At 45.0% G+C, this 23753-nt stretch carries 18 protein-coding genes; 14 read left to right on the forward strand and 4 right to left on the reverse strand.

The window, feature by feature from the left end; all coding sequences use genetic code 11:
- The first annotated feature begins 323 nt into the window (after window positions 1-323).
- The 4 genes from lon to dapE all read left to right on the forward strand — a co-directional run bounded on the left by lon (window position 324) and on the right by dapE (window position 7185).
- Window positions 324-2675, forward strand: coding sequence for an endopeptidase La (gene lon / locus ACFI6L_RS16215; RefSeq protein ID WP_462574421.1), 2352 nt, complete (start codon window positions 324-326; stop codon window positions 2673-2675).
- Window positions 2676-2997: 322 nt separating this feature from the next.
- On the forward strand, window positions 2998-3270 hold the full coding sequence (gene hupB, locus ACFI6L_RS16220) for a nucleoid-associated protein HU-beta (protein ID WP_012518978.1): 273 nt from the start codon (window positions 2998-3000) through the stop codon (window positions 3268-3270).
- Window positions 3271-3583: 313 nt separating this feature from the next.
- On the forward strand, window positions 3584-5476 hold the full coding sequence (locus ACFI6L_RS16225; RefSeq protein WP_462574422.1) for a SurA N-terminal domain-containing protein: 1893 nt from the start codon (window positions 3584-3586) through the stop codon (window positions 5474-5476).
- Between the two features lie 533 nt (window positions 5477-6009).
- Window positions 6010-7185 (forward strand): succinyl-diaminopimelate desuccinylase, encoded by a 1176-nt coding sequence (gene dapE, locus ACFI6L_RS16230; protein ID WP_239300804.1) that lies wholly within the window; start codon window positions 6010-6012, stop codon window positions 7183-7185.
- 76 nt (window positions 7186-7261) lie between these two features.
- Here dapE and olsF read toward each other — a convergent pair whose 3' ends face one another.
- The 3 genes from olsF to ACFI6L_RS16245 form a co-directional block, all read right to left on the reverse strand.
- Window positions 7262-8980 carry a bifunctional ornithine lipid synthase OlsF gene (olsF, locus tag ACFI6L_RS16235; protein ID WP_239257988.1) on the reverse strand — a complete coding sequence of 573 codons (1719 nt, stop codon included), beginning with the start codon at window positions 8978-8980 and terminating at the stop codon, window positions 7262-7264.
- A 235-nt stretch (window positions 8981-9215) separates the two neighbouring features.
- On the reverse strand, window positions 9216-10013 hold the full coding sequence (locus ACFI6L_RS16240; protein WP_462574423.1) for a UDP-2,3-diacylglucosamine diphosphatase: 798 nt from the start codon (window positions 10011-10013) through the stop codon (window positions 9216-9218).
- 103 nt (window positions 10014-10116) lie between these two features.
- Entirely contained in the window at window positions 10117-11022 is a 906-nt protein-coding gene (locus tag ACFI6L_RS16245; protein ID WP_462574424.1) for a LysR family transcriptional regulator, read from the reverse strand.
- A 119-nt stretch (window positions 11023-11141) separates the two neighbouring features.
- On the opposite strand from ACFI6L_RS16245, the gene ACFI6L_RS16250 reads away from it, so the two are divergent.
- The 4 genes from ACFI6L_RS16250 (at window position 11142) to ACFI6L_RS16265 (ending at window position 15054) form a co-directional block, all read left to right on the forward strand.
- Window positions 11142-12041, forward strand: coding sequence for a bile acid:sodium symporter family protein (locus ACFI6L_RS16250; protein ID WP_110289223.1), 900 nt, complete (start codon window positions 11142-11144; stop codon window positions 12039-12041).
- Between the two features lie 127 nt (window positions 12042-12168).
- Window positions 12169-12999: an SDR family oxidoreductase gene (locus ACFI6L_RS16255; RefSeq protein ID WP_101565254.1), complete on the forward strand. Its 831-nt coding sequence runs from the start codon at window positions 12169-12171 to the stop codon at window positions 12997-12999.
- Between the two features lie 172 nt (window positions 13000-13171).
- Complete coding sequence (locus tag ACFI6L_RS16260; protein ID WP_462574425.1) at window positions 13172-14302, forward strand: phosphotransferase family protein; 1131 nt, start codon at window positions 13172-13174, stop codon at window positions 14300-14302.
- Complete coding sequence (locus ACFI6L_RS16265; RefSeq protein WP_039228321.1) at window positions 14302-15054, forward strand: SDR family oxidoreductase; 753 nt, start codon at window positions 14302-14304, stop codon at window positions 15052-15054. The genes ACFI6L_RS16260 and ACFI6L_RS16265 overlap by 1 nt, the downstream gene beginning before the upstream one ends.
- 182 nt (window positions 15055-15236) lie before the next feature.
- On the opposite strand, the gene rpsT is transcribed toward ACFI6L_RS16265, so the two are convergent.
- Window positions 15237-15500 (reverse strand): 30S ribosomal protein S20, encoded by a 264-nt coding sequence (gene rpsT / locus ACFI6L_RS16270; RefSeq protein ID WP_014950134.1) that lies wholly within the window; start codon window positions 15498-15500, stop codon window positions 15237-15239.
- Between the two features lie 450 nt (window positions 15501-15950).
- On the opposite strand from rpsT, the gene murJ reads away from it, so the two are divergent.
- The 6 genes from murJ (at window position 15951) to ispH (ending at window position 23611) form a co-directional block, all read left to right on the forward strand.
- Window positions 15951-17510: a murein biosynthesis integral membrane protein MurJ gene (gene murJ / locus ACFI6L_RS16275; RefSeq protein ID WP_110289220.1), complete on the forward strand. Its 1560-nt coding sequence runs from the start codon at window positions 15951-15953 to the stop codon at window positions 17508-17510.
- 120 nt (window positions 17511-17630) lie between these two features.
- On the forward strand, window positions 17631-18551 hold the full coding sequence (ribF, locus tag ACFI6L_RS16280) for a bifunctional riboflavin kinase/FAD synthetase (protein WP_014950132.1): 921 nt from the start codon (window positions 17631-17633) through the stop codon (window positions 18549-18551).
- A 270-nt stretch (window positions 18552-18821) separates the two neighbouring features.
- Window positions 18822-21641 (forward strand): isoleucine--tRNA ligase, encoded by a 2820-nt coding sequence (gene ileS / locus ACFI6L_RS16285; RefSeq protein WP_039228319.1) that lies wholly within the window; start codon window positions 18822-18824, stop codon window positions 21639-21641.
- Window positions 21634-22182 carry a signal peptidase II gene (gene lspA, locus ACFI6L_RS16290; protein WP_014977012.1) on the forward strand — a complete coding sequence of 183 codons (549 nt, stop codon included), beginning with the start codon at window positions 21634-21636 and terminating at the stop codon, window positions 22180-22182. The genes ileS and lspA overlap by 8 nt, the downstream gene beginning before the upstream one ends.
- Before the next feature lie 14 nt (window positions 22183-22196).
- Window positions 22197-22664, forward strand: a complete 468-nt coding sequence (gene fkpB, locus ACFI6L_RS16295) for an FKBP-type peptidyl-prolyl cis-trans isomerase (RefSeq protein WP_014950129.1) — start codon at window positions 22197-22199, stop codon at window positions 22662-22664.
- Window positions 22665-22666: 2 nt separating this feature from the next.
- On the forward strand, window positions 22667-23611 hold the full coding sequence (ispH, locus tag ACFI6L_RS16300; RefSeq protein ID WP_423088373.1) for a 4-hydroxy-3-methylbut-2-enyl diphosphate reductase: 945 nt from the start codon (window positions 22667-22669) through the stop codon (window positions 23609-23611).
- Window positions 23612-23753 lie beyond the last annotated feature (142 nt).

Consider the following 23753-nt stretch of genomic DNA (forward strand, 5'->3'; position numbering starts at 1 on the left):
AAGGCCCTTCAGGGCCTTTTTTTGTTTTTAACAGCCAAAGTTTCAGACTTCGTTGTCTAATCTGATCTACGTTTAACCAAAGGGTATACCTTGAAGGTGGGTGATTTTTGAGCGGTTAAAGCAAATCTCGCTATCCTTTCTACTAGATTTTTGCGTTTAGTATTGCCATTCGAGGCAAAATCGATAATGGTTATACTAAGGTCAACAGGCCCTAGAGCAGGGAAGGTAAGGTTAAGGAATTAACGCACTTTAATAAGTTTCGATTGAACTTTGCTCTTGCATCCCCATATAAAAATGACATTTCAAACTAATTGAGAACAAGTATGACAGTTGAGCGTGAAAATCGCATTGAAATTCCTGTGCTTGCCTTGCGGGACGTGGTTGTTTACCCGCATATGGTCATACCCCTATTTGTTGGGCGTGAGAAATCAATTCGTTGTCTAGAAGCGGCAATGGATAATGACAAACAAATTTTTCTAGTAGCACAAAAAGACGCTGGCGTAGATGAGCCTGAAGCGGACGACATCTATACCGTCGGTACTATTGCTACTATCCTACAACTTCTAAAGCTACCCGACGGTACGGTTAAAGTGCTGGTAGAAGGTAGTGTACGCGGTGAAATTGAAAGCTATAAGCAATCAGAGCCGTTCTTTGTTGCTAATGTAGACAAACTAACTGATGAAGAGATTGATGAGAGCGAACAAGAAGTGCTTATTCGCTCTGCGGTTTCTCAGTTTGAAGGCTACGTAAAGCTAAACAAAAAAATTCCACCAGAAGTACTGACATCACTAAATGGCATTGAAGATGCGGCTCGTTTAGCTGACACCATGGCTGCTCACATGCCTCTTAAGCTTACTGAAAAGCAAAAAGTGCTGGAGATGCAGGGCGTCAATGAGCGTCTTGAATACCTCATGGCGCTGATGGAAGGCGAAATTGATTTGCTGCAGGTCGAAAAGAAAATTCGTACCCGCGTTAAAAAGCAAATGGAAAAGAGCCAGCGCGAGTACTATTTGAATGAGCAGATGAAGGCTATTCAGAAAGAGTTAGGTGAGCTAGATGACGCGCCTGATGAATTTGAAGCACTGTCTAAAAAAATAGCTGACGCTAAAATGCCAAAAGAGGCAGAAGATAAGGCGAAAGCTGAACTTCAAAAGCTTAAGATGATGTCACCAATGTCTGCAGAAGCTACCGTGCTTCGAAGCTACATTGAATGGCTAACTAACGTACCTTGGAATAAGCGCTCGCCGGTCAAGAAAGACCTTTCTCGCGCAGAGAGCGTGCTCAATGAAGACCACTACGGTCTTGAGAAGGTGAAAGAGCGAATTCTAGAGTATTTGGCCGTTCAGCAGCGTGTTAAAAAGCTAAAAGGCCCGATACTTTGTCTTGTTGGTCCTCCTGGTGTAGGTAAAACCTCGTTAGGCCAATCTATTGCTAAAGCGACAGGCCGCAAATATGTGCGTATGGCGCTAGGTGGCGTGCGTGACGAAGCAGAAATCCGTGGTCACCGCCGTACTTACATTGGTTCACTGCCAGGTAAGCTAGTGCAAAAGATGGCGAAAGTTGGAGTTAAAAACCCACTGTTCCTGTTAGATGAAATCGATAAGATGTCATCAGACATGCGTGGTGACCCAGCTTCGGCGCTTCTTGAAGTGCTAGACCCAGAACAAAACAACAGCTTTAGTGATCACTATCTGGAAGTCGACTACGACCTGTCAGACGTTATGTTCGTAGCCACCTCTAACAGCATGAATATTCCAGGCCCATTACTTGACCGTATGGAAGTGATTCGTCTATCTGGCTACACAGAAGATGAAAAACTCAACATTGCGAAGAACCATTTAATTGGCAAGCAAATGGAACGCAATGGTCTGAAAGCGAAAGAATTGGAAATTACCGATTCTGCCGTGATTGGTATGATTCGTTATTATACCCGTGAAGCGGGCGTGCGAAGCCTAGAGCGTGAAGTGTCTAAGGTATGTCGTAAAGCGGTTAAAGACATCTTACTTAAGAAGAGCAAAGATAAAGTAGTCGTAACGCAGGATAACCTTAAAGATTATCTTGGCGTTCAACGCTTTGACTACGGTAAAGCCGATAAAGACAATCAAATTGGCCAAGTTACAGGACTTGCTTGGACGCAAGTAGGTGGTGACTTACTGACCATTGAAACCACGTCGGTTCCTGGTAAGGGTAAAATGACGTCGACAGGCTCTTTGGGCGATGTCATGCAGGAGTCGATTAAGGCTGCTATGACAGTGGTAAGAAGTCGTGCTGAAAAGCTTCGTATAAACGATGACTTCTATGAAAAACGTGATATTCACGTGCATGTGCCTGAAGGTGCTACGCCGAAAGATGGTCCTAGTGCAGGTATAGCGATGTGTACCGCGCTAGTTTCTTCACTAACGGGTAATCCTGTAAAGTGTGACGTGGCAATGACCGGCGAAATCACCCTGCGCGGCGAAGTACTCGCTATTGGTGGGCTTAAAGAAAAGCTTCTAGCAGCGCATCGCGGCGGCATTAAAACAGTAGTTATTCCAAAGGATAACGAACGTGATTTGGAAGAAATTCCAGATAATGTGAAGAAAGATTTATCTATCCATCCGGTTAAGTGGATTGATGAAGTCCTTGATATTGCACTGCAGGAACCTGTAGAAAGCTTCAAGGTGGTTAAAAAGTAACTTAATCGATTGGCTACAATCCTTTGTTTTTAAAGGCGTGTAGCCGTTTTATTTCTATAAAATTGCAATAATTGAACAAAAAATGTGCATTGAGCGAAAGAAAAGCTGATTTTTTTAAAAATAGGGCTTTCAAGTCGCAAAAGTTGTGTTACCTTTAAGTGGTATTCGCTTGAAGCCTTGCCACAAAAGGGATTGCAGCGATTCATTAATAAAGTTAATTATTTGTGACTGAAGCTTGATGTTAACAATCAAGCTTGCTATAACGTTCAAGCAAAATCGTTTTGGACAAACAGTATAATAACAATCGAAGGGGATCATAATTGTGAACAAGTCTCAACTTATCGACCAAATCGCTGCTGGTGCAGACATTTCTAAAGCAGCTGCTGGCCGCGCTCTTGACGCATTCACTGACTCAGTAACTGCTGCGCTTAAAGACGGCGACCAAGTTGCACTAGTAGGCTTTGGTACTTTCTCAGTTCGCGAACGTTCAGCTCGCAGTGGCCGTAACCCACAAACTGGTGAGACTATTCAGATTTCAGCAGCGAAAGTTCCATCTTTCAAAGCTGGTAAAGCACTGAAAGACGCTTGTAACTAAGCACAAAAATTATAGAAAAAGGCGATGGCTAGTCCATCGCCTTTTTTATTTCTAAAACAAAGAATTCAATATTGGGGTCAGAGTAATGACTCTGACCCCAATATTTTAAGAGTAGAAATAACCCTACGAGGCTTGATGAGTTTTATACATGTCCTCGCAACGTTCGAACTTAACGAAAGACAGTACAAATAGTGTGTTTTGGTCGTTTATATTCGGCAGCATTGGGTTATAATCAGCGCTTATTTTATCTCGCACTCACGGATTTGTGATGGTTTGAGGTAACTGTAGTAAGCAACGGAGTTGAAGAACAATCATGCTAGAAAGAATCAGAGAAGGTTCTCAAGGCCCATGGGCGATGGCGATTATCGCGCTTATCGTTTTAAGTTTCGTATTCGCAGGTGTAGGTAGCTACCTAACATCATCAGGTACTACTGCAGTAGCTACTGTTAATGGCGAAGAAATTTCGGCACAAGAACTAGAGCGTGCATATCAGAATCAGCGTGCACAAATGGAGTCACAATACGGCGACAGCATCGCACAGCTTTTCTCTAGTGAGCAATACCTCGCAGATTTCAGAAGAAATGTACTGGACAGACTTATTGCTGAAAAATTAATTCAGCAACAAGCGACGGACATGGGATTGCGCGTAAGTGATAAACAAATTCGCGAAACCATAACACAAATGCCTGAATTCCAGTTTGGTGGTCAGTTCGATAACGAACGTTTCCAAGCCATTCTTCGTCAAAACGGTTTTCAAGTAGCCGATTTCCGTGATTATCTGCGCGTTCAAATGACACAAAACCAGTTGGCTGCAGCGCTAACGAATTCTTCATTTGCGTTGGACGGTGAAGTACAGCAAGCGAATGCGCTACAGCGCCAAACTCGTGATGCGAAATACGTGCTAGTGAGCTCTGATGAATTTGCCGGCTCAATTGAAGTGACAGATGCGGATGTTGAAGCTTTTTATAATAACAACATCGCCTCTTTCGATACTGACGAGCAGGTTAAACTTGCTTACGTTAAGTTAAGTGTCGATGACTTGAAAGATCGCGTTTCGGTTGATGAAGAAGCGGTTCGCACGTACTACGAAAATAACCTGGGAAGCTACGGCAAAGAAGAAGAGCGCCGTGTTTCTCATATTCTTATCGAAGCGGGCGATGATGCCGATGCAGCGAAAGCAAAAGCAGAATCATTAAAAGCAGAACTCGACAACGGTGCAGATTTTGCGGCTCTTGCAGAAGCAAACTCTGATGACACATTCTCTGCCGAAAACGGTGGTGACTTAGACTTCATTACACCAGAAATGATGGACCCAGCGTTTGATGAAGCAGCTTTTGCTTTACAAAATGTTGGCGATGTATCCGACGTAGTTGAAACCGAGTTTGGTTTTCACATCATCAAGTTAACAGACTTAAAAGAAGCACAAGTTAAATCTTTCGATGAAGTAGCGGGTGAGATTCGCGATACGCTTCTTTATGACGCGGCTATGGAAAAGTACTTTGAGCTTCAAAATACGTTAGCTGAAATTGCGTTTGAAGTACCTGATACGCTAGAAGATGCAGCGAACGCGGTTGATTTGCCTGTGCTAGAGTCAGTGGTATTTAGTCGCAACACCGCACCCGCTGATCTAAGCTTCCCTGGTTTACTAGACGTTGCTTTCTCTTCTGAACTTATTGATGAAGGGCTTAATAGCGATATTATAGAACTAGACGACGAAACCGTTGTTGTTGCGCGTGTTATTGAGCATCAGCCTCAGCGTACTCAATCTCTTGAAGAAGTACGCGAAGGCATCGAAGCCTCTGTTAAGGCTGAAAAGTCAAAAGAAGCTGCAGAAGCTTGGGCGTTTGATATCGCACAAAAAGTGCGTGCTGGAGAAAGCGTTGAAAGCGAGCTTGCGGAAAAGTCTGTGTCTTGGGAGACAGCAGCTGCTGTTCCGAGAGCGGGCGGTACACTTGCACGTGCACTCGTTGACACGCTTTTCTCTCTTGCCCTTGAAGGCGAAGATAAAGTTGATGTTGCAACAGCGGTAAACGGTGACGTTGCTGTTGTTATGCTTGAAAACGTTAACGCAGCACCAGAGCTTGAGAATGAGTTGGGTGAAAGCCTGAAGCAGCGCCTTGCTCAGGTACAAGGCCAGCGCGTTTATCAACAATATATTGATGCGCTTCGCGCAAATGCAGAAGTGACTATCTCACAGACGCTATAAGCACTGCTGCGTAAAAGCTGTCGCTGCGACTAACAGTGACACCGGTAAATACTAAAAAGCCAGCCTCTTTCATAGATGCTGGCTTTTTTTTACAACACAGTGATTGGCTATTTATTTGAAGTGCGTTAGTTCGTTAAGAACAGCATCAGTGTATAAAATGCCGCAATAACACCAGATAACACGAATATGTACAGAAACCCTTGCTTGCCTTGCTCCAGAGTGTATTTGTTGGCTTGTAAATAGCCAAACCAGAGTAGTGACAAAATAAGGGGTATTAAAACAATGATTTTTAACACAGTAATGCCTTTCTTTAAGTTATGTTCTAGTTATAACAACGCGCGTTGATTTAGACAAATCTTAACGAGCCAGTCCTAGTCGCCAACTCACCCATTGTCGCCTTCCTTGTTATCACCCTTTATTATTTTTAGCTTCAGGTTACTTTGTCGGCTGTCATGGCATTGTCGTAAATCTGTTATTGCCGTGTCACTTTACATTTGTGTAATAGACTCACGTTTCATAAAGGTTTCTTATGCATGTCAATTCAGCCTTTACCTTCCATAGCGCCAGCTCGCAGTATTTATTTTGCCGAAGTGCTTATGGCAAGAGCGTCGATTACCCCGCAGGACGCTGGTTGCCAAAGTTACCTGATATACAAGCTCGAAAAACTCGGTTTCTTTTGTGAGAAATACACAATTAATGGAGTGAGCAACCTCATCGCGAGGTGGGGGCAGGGCCCGAATCACTTTGCATTTAGCGGCCATACTGATGTTGTGCCCCCAGGTCCTCTTGATAAGTGGAAGTCACCGCCTTTTAGTCCCGTAATTAGCAAAAATAAATTATATGGACGTGGTGCTGCCGATATGAAAACAGGCATCGCAGCCATGCTAGCGGCAACAGAGCGAACCATTGCCTCGTTAGATAAGGAAAAGGTCTCTTTCTGGTGGCTAATCACCAGTGATGAAGAAGGGGAGGCGGAGTGGGGCTCTAAATGGATAGCTGAGTATTTGGCATCTAAAAATGTCCAGCTTGATATGTGCCTAGTAGGTGAACCTTCTGCATCTGCATCAACCGGCGATACGATTAAGATTGGACGCAGAGGCTCACTTTCCGGCACTATCCATATTGCAGGAAAGCAAGGTCACGTGGCTTATCCAAAGACAGCGGTAAATGCTATCCACAAAGCGAGTAACGTGATTAATGCGCTAACACAGTACCCATTTGACGAGGGGAGTGATGATTTCCCTGGTACTTCGCTTCAAATAACACATATGGACACGGGAAGCTTCACTGATAACATAGTGCCTAGTGCTGTTCGTATAGAGTTTAATGTCAGATATTCGTGGCAGTTTAATCAAAACAGTTTATCGGTATTGCTGCGCAGTATTATCAATAGTATTGATACAGAAGCCGAAGTTAGCTTTTCAAGACCCTGTGAAGCTTACTTGAGCAAGCCTAACAGTAACGCGGAGCACTGCTTAATTGCCTGCGTAGAAAAAGCGATAAAGGGCGCTACAGGGCGTTACCCTGTTATCAGTACATCTGGTGGTACTTCTGACGGGCGTTTTTTTGCTAGTGAGCACACACAAGTGGTTGAAGTGGGTGTGCCAAACACCACCATTCACCAAATAAACGAACACATTCATGTGTCTGATTTGCTCACTCTTGAAGATATTTATACCGACATTCTTAAGTATGTTGGCGAGCGATAGCGACTTCTGAAATTTTCAGTAAAGCGGAAGGCCGTAGAATGAGAAAGGGAGCGTTTGTCAGAAGCTCCCTCTTCGCTTAGGCTGTGGCTTTAAGCTGAATATCGGTTAGATAGCGTTTGCGCTTTTTCTCAGTAAGTGTTTGCATATCAACCACCACCAGTCCGTCGATACAGTCGTTAAAATCTGGGTCGACATTAAAGCCTAAAAATGCCACCCCGCCGTCTTTAGCCACTTCAGAATACTGCTTATACAGCGTTGGTACGTTTACGCCCATGTTAGCCAGTAAATGCTTTAGCTGCGTAAATTCTGCTTTGTAATCGTTACCTGTAAATTGATGTAACGCGTCGTTCGCCATTTGATAAGGTCGCTTGCAGGTCGCTTCGCCAAACTTGGCAGGGAAGTACGTGGAATAGAATTGTACCAATAAATCTTTAGCGGGTTCAGGGTAGGCATTACTGAGTGACACCGCACCAAACAGATAGCGATACTTTGGGTAGCGGCTTAAAAATGCCCCGATACCAAACCACAAATAATCTAAACTACGCTTTCCCCAATAGCGAGGCTGGACAAAGCTTCGCCCTAGCTCTAAGCCTTCTTTGAAGAGTTTATCGTTGTCCTTACCGTAATTAAATAAGGTCGCAGAGTAGAGCCCGGTAGGGTGGTTTGGCGCTGTCAAAAGCTCAGCATCGCCAAAGCGGTAGGCGCCCACAATTTCTAAATCGTTGTCATCCCAAAGTACAAGGTGATAATAGTGGGAGTCGTATTGATCGATGTCTCTACGCTTGTTGGTACCTTCGCCCACGGCTCGAAACGCCACTTCGCGCAGGCGGCCAATCTCTCGCATAATCGGTGAACAGCTTTTGTGTTGGTATAGGTAAATAGATTTTCCGTCGCCAGTTTCACCTAAATGTTCGCAGTCTCGCATAGCGCGGGCCAGTTCTTTTCTGTCTTCTGGCATGGCAATAGAAGCCTGGGTTTCAAATACGCCTTTCTTGTTACTGCCAATGCGATACAAGTGGCGCTTAAACAGCTTTACCTGCTCTTTTAACGGTATATTGGTTTGCTGGTACGCTTCAAATGGAATAAGTTCGCCAATGCGCATAGGTAAATGCTTCTTACGCTGTTTGAACATCTCTTTAACGAGCAGCGCGGTGGCTAATGGCTTGTACACCATGGACACGCCGTAAAAAAGCGGGCTATTTTTCGCGTCTATATAAACCGGCAATATCGGTGCTTTTGCTTGCTTTGCAATGCGTAAAAAACCCGTGTGCCATCTGGTGTCGCGAACACCTTGTGGGCGTAATCGAGAAACTTCACCGGCAGGAAAAATCAGTATGGCGCCGTCGCTGTTAAGGTGTTTTTGAATTGCCGATAAATGCTGTTTTGGTGTGCCTCCCTGCATATTGTTTACAGGTAACAGCATATCGTGAAGCGGTTCAATGGCCATAAGCATTTCATTGGCGACCACTTTTAAGTCGTGACGTACTTCACTAACCAGCTTTATAAGCGCAAGTGCGTCGAGTGAGCCAATCGGATGGTTAGCAATAATCACCACTCTGCCTTCACTTGGAATGCGTTCTTTTTCTACATCGCGCGTGGAGTAGCTGATATTAAAATATTCCAGCACTTGCTCTACGAAATCGATATCTTCGTAATGCGGATAGGTTTCACCAAATTCGGTAATTTCACGTTCGTGAAGAAGGTGCCTTAATACGAAAGACAGCGACTTAAATAGAATGGGGTTATTTGCTACTTGAGGGTAATGCTTGTTCAGTACGTCGTTTACAGTAAACATAGAACCTGTTTCTCTTCCGGTTTTGGCGAACAATAGCAGGGCAATGTGACGCTTTTCACACAGTTTCATGGCAGTTATTTGACAGTGTTAAAAAGTTGTAACTATGACCTGTTAACCTATGATGTGGGGCACAGGTCAGCAGGCCCTAACCTTGATGGATGGGGTTGGAATTCACCTGTTGCTTGGTGAATAGCAAAAGTCAGGGGCCGTTACAGCCCCATTTGTGTAATGCCAGCTATGCTGCTTCTGAGCGAGAGGTTTTGGTTGTAATTGGTGTTACGGTGGCTGACTCTAATGAATCAAGGTAATGAATAAGAGATAAGTTACCGTTCACGTCTTCTGACAGTGCACTGCAGTTTTCTATCCAGTCCCCATCATTAATGTAGTGAATACCGTTTTCTAGGCTGCTTTCAGGGTGATGAATGTGGCCACACACAACACCGTCGAGCCCCATTTCATCGGCGCGCCTGCAGCATGCTTCTCGATAACGGGCGATGGCTTCATTCGCTCCCTTGATGTGTTTTTTAATATAGCCCGCAAGTGACCAGTATTCTCGCTTGCGCCACGCGCGTAGGCGATTAAACTCTCTATTTAGAAAAAGCAAAAGGTCGTAACCTTTATCGCCAATCCACGCATGGAATTTGCCCATAGTCACATCGCCATCGAACTGATCGCCATGTAAGACTAAATAACGCTTCCCTTGTGCGGTGGTGTGAACCAACTCTCGCTCTATTTCTATATCACCGAAAGCCATACCAGAATAAGACTGAATTGGCTCATCGTGGTTTCCGGGCAGGTACACCACACGGGGGCCGTCTTGGCTCATTTGCATGAATTTGTGCATGACTTGATTGTGCGCCTGTGGCCAGCGAAATTGTTTGGACATTTGCCACATATCAACAATATCACCCACCAAATAGAGGGTGTCTACGGTTATGCTATCCAGAAAGGAAAGTAAGTATTCAGCTTTGCAGTCGCGATTACCCAAATGGATATCTGAAAGCCAAAGTGTTCGATAGTGTGTCTTTTTCATAGCGGTTTCCCAAAGCGATGCCTTGGATCGTCACTATAGGTTTGCAAATTGACACTACCGTGACGCTTGCTTGACCATTGTGTTACAGCAACACAAATACGCGCTATAACCCCAACTTACTCGCCACGTCTAAAAGCCTATCTCGCATCCATACATTCACTAAGTCTTCATCGGCGTGTTTGTGCCAGTACATGTGTACGGGGAGTGGGGGGACGTCAAATGGAAGGGGCAGAATTTCGATATCGAATTTATTACTGAATTGTTGGGCGAATCGCGTTGGCATGGTCAGCAAAAGATCGCATTGGCTAACTACGTTAACGGCGGCAAAGTAGTGTTCACACTGCAATGCGATGTTGCGATGTAAATTGTGCTGAGCAAGGGCTAGATCAACCGTATCCAATTTAGAGTCTTTTAAAGATACAAGCGCATGCTGTGCAAGTGAGTAGCTCTTGATACTCGGGTTTTCTACGTAGCTATTGCTAGGCGCGCATACCACGACAAACGTTTCTTCGCAGATAAACTGTGAACGAATGTCACGGCTGGTGGGAACTAATGCGTCAATTACGATATCAAGCTCTTTAGCGCCTAACGCGGGAGCAAGCTCGGGCCAGGTAACCTGTCTGCTATTCACCGTGATATTGGGAGTATGTTTAACAAGCTCAGGAATAAGCACGGGAAAAAATATAGATTCTAAAACATCTCTCAAGCCAAGGTTCACCTGACGGGGTTTATCACTTATATCAAACCCCACTTTACCTTTTAACGTACTTTCAAGGGTTTCGATTGATTTCACAACCGATGCAATAATGCCTTGGCAAAACGGGGTAGGCACGACTTGTCGTCCATGACGAATAAACAGCGGATCATCAAATTTCTCTCGTAGACGACCTAAGGCGTGACTCACCGCAGGCTGAGTAATATGCAGTGCGTTGGCGGCTTTCGTAATGCTGCCCTGATCGTAGACCGCTCGCAGCACAACAAACAAATTTAGGTCTAATTTTCCATGCATATTATTTATGGGTTTCCATAATAAGGCATCATTTTTATTTATTATTAAACAGAGTACACTGGCTTAAATGTTAATAAAAGGTTTCTTTAATAGAGGCTTCTTTTGTAAGGGGCGTGTGCATGCAGGCATCTGTACTTACCGAGGTGTTGTTACCTCTAGCGTTGGCATTTGTTATGTTTGGTATGGGGCTAACGCTAACCCTTGCAGACTTTGCCCGACTACTTAAAGCACCTAAAGCAGTAATAACGGGTTTTATAGGGCAAATTATATTGCTGCCTATGTTGGCGCTAGGACTGTGCTTTGTTTTTGGTCTACCCGATTATATTGCGGTTGGTGTCATGGTTTTAGCGGCATGCCCAGGCGGCACGACCAGTAATTTAATCAGCCACATCGCAAAAGCAAATCTGGCCCTTTCAGTAAGCTTAACCGCTATTTCTACCATCGCTTGCGTTTTCTCAACGCCCTTTATCATTCAATTTGCTCTTGATTACTTTGTAAAAGAAAACGCGCCAGACTTTTCTATTATTCAAACAGTGATAGGGCTGGTTGGTATATCAATTGTACCGGTCATTTTAGGCATGACCATTCGTCGCTTTAACAGCAGGTTTGCTACTAAAACTGAAAGTTTCTTTCGGCAGTTTTCTATGTACTTCATGTTGCTTATGATTGTGGGCGTGCTGGTTTCAGAAAGAAACAATTTAGCCGCGTCCTTTGAAAGCGCGTTTTTGGTTTGCTTAACGTTAAATTTATCATCGGTATTGTTAGGGCTCGGGCTTGCTAAGCTTTCAAACCTAGCATTTAAAGACTCGCTCACGCTGGCCATTGAAATAGGCGTGCAAAACGCGGCGCTTGCAATGCTGATATGTATTACCTTTTTAGATGCACCTGATTACGCGATTGCACCTGGTGTATATGGCGTAGCAATGTACATCGGGCCCGCACTATTGGCCCTGTGGGCAAAACGAAAAATGCGTAACGAACAGCCATCAGTGTCACTGCAAAAGACGGAATCAGTTTGATTGGATTGATAAGGCGGTCAATTAGAGAGAATAGTGAAGTACTGATTAGCGCTTAACACAATAAAGCGCAACTAAACATAAACGCCGATACAAGAATAATGAAACAAGAACAGTTAGGAAACACATCATGCGCGTATTGATTACCGGTGGCGCTACCGGCTTAGGTCAGGCCATTGCCCTTAAGTGGGCGGAAAAGTGGGCAGGCAAAGACGAGGGGTTAGATATTTGCATTGCCGATATTAACCAAGAAAGAGGCGATGAAACAGTAAATACGCTATCCGCCCAAGGTGCCAATGCGTTTTACATCCATTGCGATATAACCTCTGAAAATGATGTTCAAACGTTAGCGAACACCTTGGAAACTCGCTGGGGCGGTGTTGACACTGTGTTTAACAATGCGGGTGTTGCTTCTGGTGGCAGCCTTTTAGATGAGAGCATTGAGCAGTGGCAGTGGGTGTTTGATATTAATGTGTTAGGCATGGTGAGAGTCAGTCGTGCCCTCTTACCGTTAATGCGAGAGCAAGGCGGTGGCTATTTCATTAATATTGCATCTCAAGCGGGGCTAACGCCTATTCCTTATATGGGAAGTTATAACGCGGTTAAAGCTGCAGTCGTGTCGTTTTCTGAAACCATGAAGTTGGAATTAGCACCTGACAATATTGACGTTAGTGTAGTTTGTCCAAGCTTCTTCAAAACGAATTTAGATGAGTCGATGCGAAGCAGCAACCCAGCGTCGCACAAAATGCTCAATAAGTTCTTTGCCAAAGCAGACATGACGAAAGAAGACGTGGCTGAGTCCATATTTCAGCAAGTCGATAAAAAGCAGTTTCTTATTCTTACCCATAAACTGGGTAAACGCGCTTTCCTGTTAAAGAAGCTGCTGCCAACCCAGCGTTATATCAAAAATATGCTCAATCAAACGAAGATGATGAAGCGTGCAATGGAAAAGCAAATTTAAAGCAAAATTAGGTAAAACGGAAACGCGCTCACCTGTGTTTGTCGCCAAGCTATCTGAAGATAATTGTCGAGCTGCTCTTGTACAGGCACAAACAGAAGTATCTTCTAGCCAAAGATTGTGAGTTAGCACTTTGAATAGGCCCTTTGAAACAGAATTACAAGAAGATTGAGATATGCAACAACAGGTCGTAGATAAAGCCGACAGCGTGCGTGCAGGCGAAGAGCTAGACGTCAGCGCTGTACACAATTGGCTTAAGGAAAATATTAGTGCTTCCAGTCCATCATTGAAGGCCATGATACAAAGTAGCGATAGCTTGCCTCAAGTCACCCAGTATTCTGGGGGCGCTTCTAATTGGACGTACTGCTTGGACTATCAAGGCAGTAAACAAAACCAGAGCGAAAAAACGTCGTTAATTTTGCGTCGGGCACCAGCAGGTACTAAAGCTAAAGGTGCTCACGATATGGGGCGGGAGTTTCGATTACAGCATGCGTTAAAGCCTGTTTATCGCTATGTGCCAGAGATGCTTGGACTTTGTGAAGACGAGAGCGTTATGGGCACAGAGTTTTACGTAATGGAGAAGTTTACCGGCGTGATACCACGTAAGAACTTACCCAAAGGCTTAAACACGTCTGAGCAGCAAACCAAACAGCTCTGCACTAATGTACTTGATAGCTTAATCGAGCTTCATAAAGTGGATTATAAGAAAGCGGGGCTTGAGCACTTAGGTAAAGGTGCTGGCTACATAGAACGCCAAATAAGCGGGTGGAGCGAACGCTATAGTAAAGCAAAAACCTGGAATGTCCCCTCGGGTAAAAAAATAATGCGCTGGCTAGAAAACCACATGCCCGCTAATGAACGCATTTGTATTACCCACAATGACTTCCGATTCGACAACGTGGTGTTAAAGCCAGATAACTATACGCAAATTATCGGTGTGTTGGACTGGGAACTGGCGACCTTGGGCGACCCGCTTATGGATTTGGGTAATACCTTGGCGTATTGGGTACAAGCGGATGATGACTTTTTGGCTCAATCAACACGCCGCCAGCCTACTCACTTACCCGGTATGCTAACTCGAAAGCAGGTGGTTGCGTACTACTGCAAAGAGATGGAAATAGATGTAGATGATTTTACCTTTTACGAGGTATACGGGCTTTTCCGTTTAGCCGGTATTGCCCAGCAAATTTACTATCGATACCACCACAAGCAAACCAATAATCCAGCGTTTAAAAACTTTTGGATCTTCATTCATTACTTAATGTGGCGTTGTAATAAGGCCATAAAAGCATCAGGAAAACGATAATGACAACAAGACGCAATATTCTGATCACAGGCGCGAGTTCAGGCCTAGGCAAGGGAATGGCGATTGAGTTTGCCAAACAGGGTTGTAACCTAGCCCTATGCGCAAGACGCTTTGAGAATTTAGAAAAATTGAAAGACGAATTGCATTCAATTAACCCAAACATTGACGTGTATATTCGCTCGCTGGATGTCAATGATCACGATACGGTTTTTGAAGTATTCGACGCATTCAAAGCCGACATGGGAACCCTTGATAGAGTCATTGTGAACGCAGGCATGGGCAAGGGCGCGTCTATTGGCACTGGGTATTTCCACGCTAACAAGCAAACGGCGGTGACTAACTTTGTGTCGGCGCTAGCACAATGTGAAGCGGCAATGGCTATCTTTAGGGCACAAAATAGTGGTCATCTTGTGACGATTTCATCTATAAGCGCGGTGCGCGGGTTTAGACGCGCCATGACAGTATACGCGGCAACGAAAGCGGGCCTTACATCTATGACTGAAGGCATTCGAATGGATGTAATGAATACGCCAATTAACGTCACCTGTATTCACCCCGGTTTTATTCGCAGCGAAATAAACGAAAAGGTGGAAAAAGTACCGTTTATTGTTGATACCGATGTGGGCTGTCGCGCGATGGTCAATGCAATCAATAAAGAAAAAGCGAATGCGTTTGTGCCAAGCTGGCCGTGGGCCATCCTTCACTGGATCATGCGTATTGCACCGGCAAGCTCAATAAGGAAGATGAGCTGATAAGTGGATAGCTGGGGGAGGAACACACCGCAAAGACTTTTTATCTAGTGACAAAGCTCGCCTAGTGGTGGGCTTTATGCCTTTAAGTCTAAATTTGGAATCAGTAACCCATGCTAGTTAGCGTCGATTACAGATACAAAAAAAGCGCCGAAGGGCGCTTTTTTAACTACTAATCGTAAAGATTAACCTAGTGCTTTGATTTGTGCAGCTAGACGGCTCTTATGACGAGCAGCTTTGTTCTTGTGAATCAAGCCTTTAGTAGCCATTCTGTCAAGTACTGGAGTAGCAGCAGTAAGTGCAGCTTGTGCCGCTTCTTTGTCACCGCTTGCAATTGCAGCGATAACTTTCTTGATGCTTGTACGAGTCATTGAACGACGGCTAGCGTTGTGCTGACGACGCTTTTCGGCTTGGATTGCACGCTTCTTAGCAGACTTAATGTTAGCCAAGGTGTAACTCCCAAAATAAATTCATGTCAAAAACGAGGGTGCGGATTGTGCCTACCAAACGCCCAAATGTCAAACGATTTAAAACTTAAATCGTTCCGCGTTAAAACGCGCAAGCTATTGAACACAAAGTATGCTCAACACGTTGCACATTCTTTGCGACATTTCTCTGCGACATTTTTTGAAAGAGATTCGTAGTGATATTCTTTCAAGACATTTTAGCGATAGACATGCATAAACGACAGCACCCCATACCGGGCGCGGATTATAACAAGAAAGTTGTTAAAGATGCACAACTATTTTGAAGAAATCGTTTCGCCTGCGATAGCCTTTAGTTATTATGGCTCGCTTGCAACCTAGCGTTGCCGCTTTGCGGTTAGCAGACGCCTTTGACTATCTTTCAAATGGCTGATGCTATTCAGCCTATTCTTTACCTCTTATTGGAAGTGTGACGTGTCACGGAAGTTAATAAAATCTGGTCTTATCGTCAGTATTATGACCTTGGTCTCGCGAGTATTAGGCTTGGTACGTGATGTTGTTGTTGCCAAGCTTATGGGCGATGGAGCAGCCGCTGATGTATTTTTCTTTGCTAACAAAATTCCTAATTTTCTTCGTCGTCTATTCGCTGAAGGTGCATTTGCACAAGCGTTTATTCCGGTATTAACCGAAGTCCACGAGAACGACGATAAAAAGCAGCTTAGAGAGTTCGTTGCAAAAGTCAGCGGTACATTAGGCGCTATTGTTTTTGTAGTTTCTATTATAGGGGTAATAGCATCTCCTGTTTTGGCGGCTTTATTTGGTACAGGCTGGTTTGTGGCGTGGCTCGAAGGGGACGAGGCCGGAGATAAGTTTGTGCTCGCGTCGACCATGTTAAAAATTACCTTTCCTTATTTGGCGTTTATCTCTCTGACTGGGTTGGCAGGGGCGATACTCAATACGCTCAATAAGTTTGCGGTTGCTGCCTTCACCCCCGTTTTACTTAACGTATGCATTATTGCATGCGCAATATACTTAGCACCTACGCTTAATCAACCCGCATACGCGCTAGCGTGGGGTGTGTTTATCGGCGGTATTGTACAGTTCTTGTTTCAACTACCGTTTTTGTTCAGGGCAGGGCTCTTGGTAAAGCCAAAGTGGGGCTGGCATGACGAAAACGTGGTAAAAGTACGCACTCTGATGATCCCAGCCTTATTCGGTGTGTCAGTAGGGCAAATCAATTTGTTGTTTGATACCTTCATCGCCAGCTTTTTAGTTACCGGTTCTATTAGCTGGTTATACTATTCAGACAGGCTGCTTGAATTTCCCCTAGGGTTGTTTGGTATTGCCATCGCAACAGTCATTTTACCTACGCTATCCCGAAACCACGTTAGTAATAACCCCAAAGCGTTTGCTGCGAATATCGATTGGGCGTTTCGCATGGTGTGTTTATTAGGCATACCTGCTGCAGTGGGGCTTGGCGTGATGGCAAGGCCTATTTTGACCGTTATTTTTCAGCGGGGCGCGTTTACTGCAGAAACCGCCATTATGGCGTCTTACTCGCTTACCGCGTACTCGTTTGGCTTGCTCAGCTTTATGCTGGTAAAAATTCTTGCACCAGGGTTTTATTCCCGCCAAGACACCAAGACGCCAGTGAAATTTGGTATTTGGTGTATGGTCGCAAACATGGTGTTTAACCTTATTTTAGCGATTCCGTTTGGTTATGTAGGGCTTGCTGTCGCTACCAGTATGTCAGCTACGCTTAACGCCGCTTTGCTTTATATTACGCTGCATAAACAAGGTGTATTTGCGTTAAGCCGCACATCGGTTTTGTTTATTGCCCGTGTGGTTATTGCAAGTGCTGCCATGGGCGGGCTTATTTATTATCGCGATCAAGGCTTAGCTTTCTTTGAATTGTCTCTTTCCGCCCAAATGTTAGAGGTAGGAATAACCATTTCGCTGTCGGTTATATTGTTTGTGACCACCATGGTGGTGCTGGGCATGCGACCCAGGCATTTCAGAAGCGGCGGCGATTAGTATTCAATAGATGCGAAATAGCGCATGGAGCCAGAATGGCCCGTGTGCTTGGTATTGTGCTCGCGGTCGGCTATAATCGCGAGCTTTGATTTTCTAGCAGTTAAAAGGTAGTGGCTAACAGTGGAATTTATCCGCGGGCTAAACAATGTAAAACCGCACCATAAAGGGTGTGTGCTCACTATTGGCAAGTTCGACGGCGTACACCGTGGTCATCAAGCTGTGTTGGCTAACGTGCTTGAAAAAGCGAAATCGCTATCACTTCCTGCCACCGTAATGGTGTTCGAACCTCAGCCTGAAGAAGTCTTTATGCCTGATAAAGCACCAGCGCGTATAAGCCCTCTTCGCGAAAAGTACGAGTTGCTGCGCCAACAAGGTGTCGACAGACTGCTTGCTGTGCGATTTAACGCGGAGTTTGCTAAGCAAAGTGCCGATACCTTCGTTCACGATTTATTGGTGGACAAACTGGGTGTTAAATTTCTTGTTGTTGGCGACGATTTCCGTTTTGGCAATGGCCGCAAAGGGGATTTCGAAATGCTTGAGGCGGCAGGTCGCCAATACGGTTTCGAAGTAGTAAGCACCCACAGTTTTACCATGCATGCCCATCGAATAAGCTCTACCGCGGTGCGAGAAGCGTTGGCTGACAGCGACTTTGGTCTGTCTACCGAAATGCTAGGGCGCCCGTTTGCTATTCACGGTAGGGTGGTTCACGGCGAGAAAAAAGGTCGCACCATTGGTTTTCCCACCGCGAATGTCATGCTAAAACGCCAAAAAACGCCAATTCACGGCGTGTTCGCAGTTCGTGTCGACGTAGATGGTAAACACTATAACGGCGTTGCGAACATTGGTACCCGTCCTACTGTTAACGGGGTAAGAAACCAGTTAGAAGTCCATATTTTTGATTTGTCATCTGACCTTTACGGCAAGCCCATTACGGTGTTTCCGATGGCAAAAATAAGAGATGAAATTAAATTTGATTCTTTTGAGGCGTTGAAAGATCAAATTCAAGCAGATGCAGCACAAGCGCGTCTGTTATTAGCATAGTTAAACGTGATAAAGTCACGAAAAGTTTTTGCGCGTATTTGTTTCACTGAGTTCGACTTTTAAAAATGTGAACTCTTGATTGTGAAACGTGTAAGCAAGTCACTGTGCTAAAACACTTTCAGTCACCCTCGCTGTGGTGAGGATGGCATACTGTTTTATGTTGAATCTTTTATATTCAGCAGTTGAAATTGAACATCGCAAAATGAATATCGCCTTCACAATGTGTAAGTGCATTGGGTGAAAATTAAGGTAACCGGATAATACAATTTTATGAGTGATTACAAAGCCACACTGAACCTTCCAGAAACTGCGTTCCCGATGCGCGGTAACCTTGCTCAGCGCGAGCCGAAAATGCTTAAAGACTGGCAGGAAAAAGGGGTATACAGCAAAATTCGTGAAGCGAAAAAAGGCAAAAAGCCATTTATTCTGCACGATGGCCCTCCTTATGCGAATGGCGATATTCACATTGGTCACGCGGTTAACAAAATTCTTAAAGACATTATTGTAAAGTCGAAAAACCTTTCTGACTTTGACTCTCCATACGTTCCTGGTTGGGATTGTCACGGTCTGCCGATTGAATTGATGGTGGAAAAGAAAGTAGGTAAGCCTGGTAAGAAAGTTACGGCGGCTGAATTTCGTCAAAAGTGTCGCGAGTACGCACAAAAGCAAATTGACGGCCAAATGGCTGACTTTAAACGTTTAGGTGTATTTGGTGAATGGGATAACCCATACAAAACCATGGACTTCAAATCTGAAGCCGACATCATTCGTGCATTAAGTAAAATTGTAGACTCTGGCCACTTAGAAAAGGGCTTTAAACCTGTTCACTGGTGTACAGATTGTGGTTCGGCGCTTGCTGAAGCAGAAGTTGAATACAAAGACAAAGTATCGCCTGCTATCGACGTTAAGTTCCCAGTAGCTGATGTGGCTGCTGTTGCAGAAGCGTTTGGTGTGTCTGACGATGATTTAACCACACACAAAGCAGGTGTAGTTATTTGGACTACCACACCGTGGACACTGCCAGCTAACCGTGCAATCAGCTTACACCCAGAGCTTACCTATGCGATTGTTGAAGTTCAGCCTTCAAATGAATGGCTAGTGGTAGCGCAGGACCTGCTTGAAAGCTGCATGAACCGTTACGGCGTTGAAGATTTCCGTGAAGTGGCAACCTGTACTGGTGCTGCGCTTGATAAGCTTAAAGTTAATCACCCATTCTTAGACCTTGAAGTTCCGTTAATTCTAGGCGACCACGTTACGACTGAATCTGGTACAGGTTGTGTACACACAGCCCCAGCTCATGGTGTTGACGACTTTAACGTGGGCAAGCAATACGATATCGAAGTGTACAATCCGGTAGGCAACAATGGCGTGTACCTTGAAAACACACCGCTGTTTGCAGGTCAGTTTGTATTTAAAGCCAACGATGAAATTATCGAAACGGTAAAAGAGAAGGGTAACCTTGTCCTAAACGTAAAATACGAGCACAGCTACCCGCATTGCTGGCGCCACAAAACGCCAATCATCTTCCGCGCTACGCCTCAGTGGTTTGTAAGCATGGATAAAAAAGGCCTTCGCGCTGAATCACTTGAACAAATTAAGCAAACCAAATGGATCCCGGACTGGGGCCAAAACCGCATTGAGAAAATGGTTGAAGGCCGTCCAGATTGGTGTATCTCTCGTCAACGTACGTGGGGCGTGCCTATTCCTTTGTATGTGCACAAACTTACCGGTGAAATCCACCCAGAGTCTGCGGCGTTAATGGAAAAGGTGGCACAAGAAGTTGAAGCTAAAGGCATTCAAGCGTGGTGGGATCTCGACGATGCAGCCCTGCTTGGTAGCGAATTAGACAACTATGAAAAAGTGACCGATACCCTAGACGTTTGGTTCGACTCGGGTGTAACGCATTACTTCGTTGTCGAGCGTCGCGATGACATTCCGGCCTCTGCCGATTTATATCTTGAAGGTTCTGACCAGCATCGCGGTTGGTTTATGTCTTCGCTTATGTCATCAACTGCCATGCACGGTCACGCGCCTTATAAAGAAGTGCTAACACACGGCTTTACGGTAGATGCCCACGGCAGAAAAATGTCGAAGTCGGTAGGTAACGTTGTGGCACCTCAGGAAGTGACTAACAAATTAGGCGCAGACATCCTTCGTCTATGGGTGGCATCTACTGATTATCGCGGTGAAATAGCGGTATCGGATGAAATTTTAAAGCGTGCTGCAGATGGCTATCGCCGCGTACGTAACACCGCACGTTTCTTGCTTGCGAACCTGAATGGTTTCGCTGTTGAAGATGCGGTTGCAGAAGAAGATATGGTCGCGCTCGACCGCTGGATTGTTGCTCGTGCAAAGGCACTTCAAGAAGAGCTTATCGAAGCGTATGACAACTACGACCTGCTGGTAGTGTCACAGAAGCTTACGCACTTCTGTTCAATCGAGCTGGGCTCATTCTACTTAGACGTGATTAAAGACCGCCAGTACACCGCCAAAGCAGATGGCCTTGCCCGTCGTTCATGCCAAACGGCCATGTATCATATCATTGAAGCATTGGTTCGCTGGATGGCGCCTATTACCAGTTTTACTGCACAAGAAATCTGGGAAACGCTACCAGGTGAGCGCAGCGAGTTTGTATTTACTGAAACTTGGTACGAAGGTTTTAACAACTTCACGCAAAGCGATACGTTTAACGATGCCCTATGGCATCAAGTGCTAAGCGTAAAAGATGCCGCAAACCAGGCCATGGAACAGGCGCGTAAAGATGGCGAGCTAGGTGGCTCACTAGAAGCGAGTATTTCGCTTTATGCTACCGAGTCATTGTACAACGTACTGGCAAAGCTTGAAGACGAGCTACGCTTCGTACTTATTACATCAGGCGTTACGCTAACGAAAGTTGACAGTGCACCGTCTGATGCGAAAGCCACAGACGTTGAAGGTTTATGGTTGAGCGTTGATAAAGCAAGCGGTGAAAAGTGTGTTCGCTGCTGGCATCACCGTGAAGATGTAGGCTCACATGAAGGCCACGAAGAGCTTTGTGGTCGCTGTGTGACAAACATTGACGGTGATGGAGAAGAGCGCCACTATGCTTAAGCTTTTTCGCGAAACAGGCTTGCGTTTTTTGTGGATAAGCGCAATTGCGTTTATCCTCGACCAATGGAGTAAGTACACGGTTATCGACAGTATGTCCTTGTATCAGTCGATACAGGTATTGCCATTTTTTAACTTTACTTACGTACACAATTACGGCGCCGCATTTAGCTTTTTAGAAAATGCAGGTGGCTGGCAGCGCTGGTTCTTCACTGCCATTGCTGTCGTGGTAAGTGTAGTGATTTTGTGGTGGCTGAAGCAGTCACCCCGTTCGCAAAAAATGCTGCCCGTTGCGTTTGCCTTTATTCTAGGTGGTGCACTAGGTAACGTTTACGACCGTTTAGTCCATGGTTATGTCATCGACTTTTTAGATTTTTACGTAAACAATTACCACTGGCCAGCGTTTAACATTGCTGACAGCGCAATATTTATCGGCGCGGCTTTACTTATTATCGACATGTTTAAAAATGGCGACAAAAAAAGTGAAGGAAATGGTGCAGACGCGCGAGCCAGTGCCGCTGACAATAGCGAAACCATTAAGTAGTATTCGGAAAGGTTATGACAGACTCATTGATAATTGGTGCTGATAACGAAGTTATTCTTCACTTTGATTTAAAGCTAGAAGATGGCTCTGCCGCTGACAGTACTCGTGTAAATAACAAACCTGCCAAAATGGTGATGGGTGACGGTAGCCTTACGCCGAATTTTGAAGCGTGTTTACTTGGGCTTAAAAAAGGTGACAAAAAGTCATTTAAATTAGGCCCTGAAGATGCATTCGGCCAGTCTGATCCGAATAATATTCACTATATGGATAGAAGCCGCTTTGGTGCAGATTTGCAGGTTGAGGAAGGCATGATTTTAGCGTTTGCTCAGCCTGACGGTTCAGAGATTCCGGGGATTATTCGAAGTGCTGCTGGAGACTCTGTTACGGTAGACTTCAATCACCCGCTAGCAGGGCAAACGGTTATCTTTGACGTTGAAATTATTGATGTTAAACCTGGCGTGTCAGCACAAGGTGGAAACTAGTTATGCAAATTCATTTAGCTAACCCTCGTGGCTTCTGCGCGGGCGTTGATAGAGCTATCACCATCGTTGAACGCGCGCTTGAAATGTTCGAGCCGCCCATTTATGTACGCCACGAAGTGGTACACAATAAATTTGTGGTAGATGGGCTACGTGAGCGTGGTGCGCTATTTGTTGATGAGCTTCACGAAGTACCAGACGACAGCATAGTAATATTTTCTGCCCATGGCGTATCGCAAGCGGTAAGAAAAGAAGCGGAAAATCGCGGTTTAAAGGTCTTTGATGCCACGTGCCCCTTAGTGACGAAAGTACATATGGAAGTTACCCGCGCTAGCAAAACGGGCACTGAATGTATCTTGATTGGTCATGCTGGTCACCCTGAAGTAGAGGGCACCATGGGTCAGTACAGCAACGAAGATGGCGGTATTTATTTAGTTGAATCTGAAGCTGATGTGGGAACGCTTGAAGTTAAAGATCCGACCAACCTTTATTATTGCAGCCAAACTACGCTGTCTGTTGATGATACCGCCGATGTTATTGACGCACTTCGCGCTAAGTTCCCCAAAATTAATGGTCCGAGAAAAGACGACATTTGCTATGCCACGCAGAATCGCCAAGACGCGGTGCGCGACCTAGCCCAAGATTGTCAGGTATTACTGGTTGTTGGTGCACAGAATAGCTCAAACTCGAATCGTCTTCGCGAGTTGGCTGAAAAAATTGGCGCAAAAGCGTATTTGATTGCTGACGCTAATTGCATTCAAGAGGAATGGCTAGAAGGTGTAGAGCATATAGGCGTTACTGCAGGCGCGTCTGCACCGGAAGTGTTAGTGCAAGGTGTGGTAAATAAGCTCAAAGCGTGGGGTGCTGTTTCAGCTTCTGAGCGTGCTGGACGCGAAGAGAATGTGGAATTTGCTGTACCTAAAGAGCTGCGTGTTAAACAGGTCGTTTAATTTATCCGCACTATCAAAATAAAAAAACACCGCACTTAGTTGCGGTGTTTTTTTATGCTTTTGTCTACTGGAACTTCAACAAGTTGCGAATGGATAATAATACCTTTAGAACTGGGTATTTTAACATGAACAGGCTACACGG

It is taken from the genome of Alteromonas sp. G4i35 (assembly GCF_054960375.1).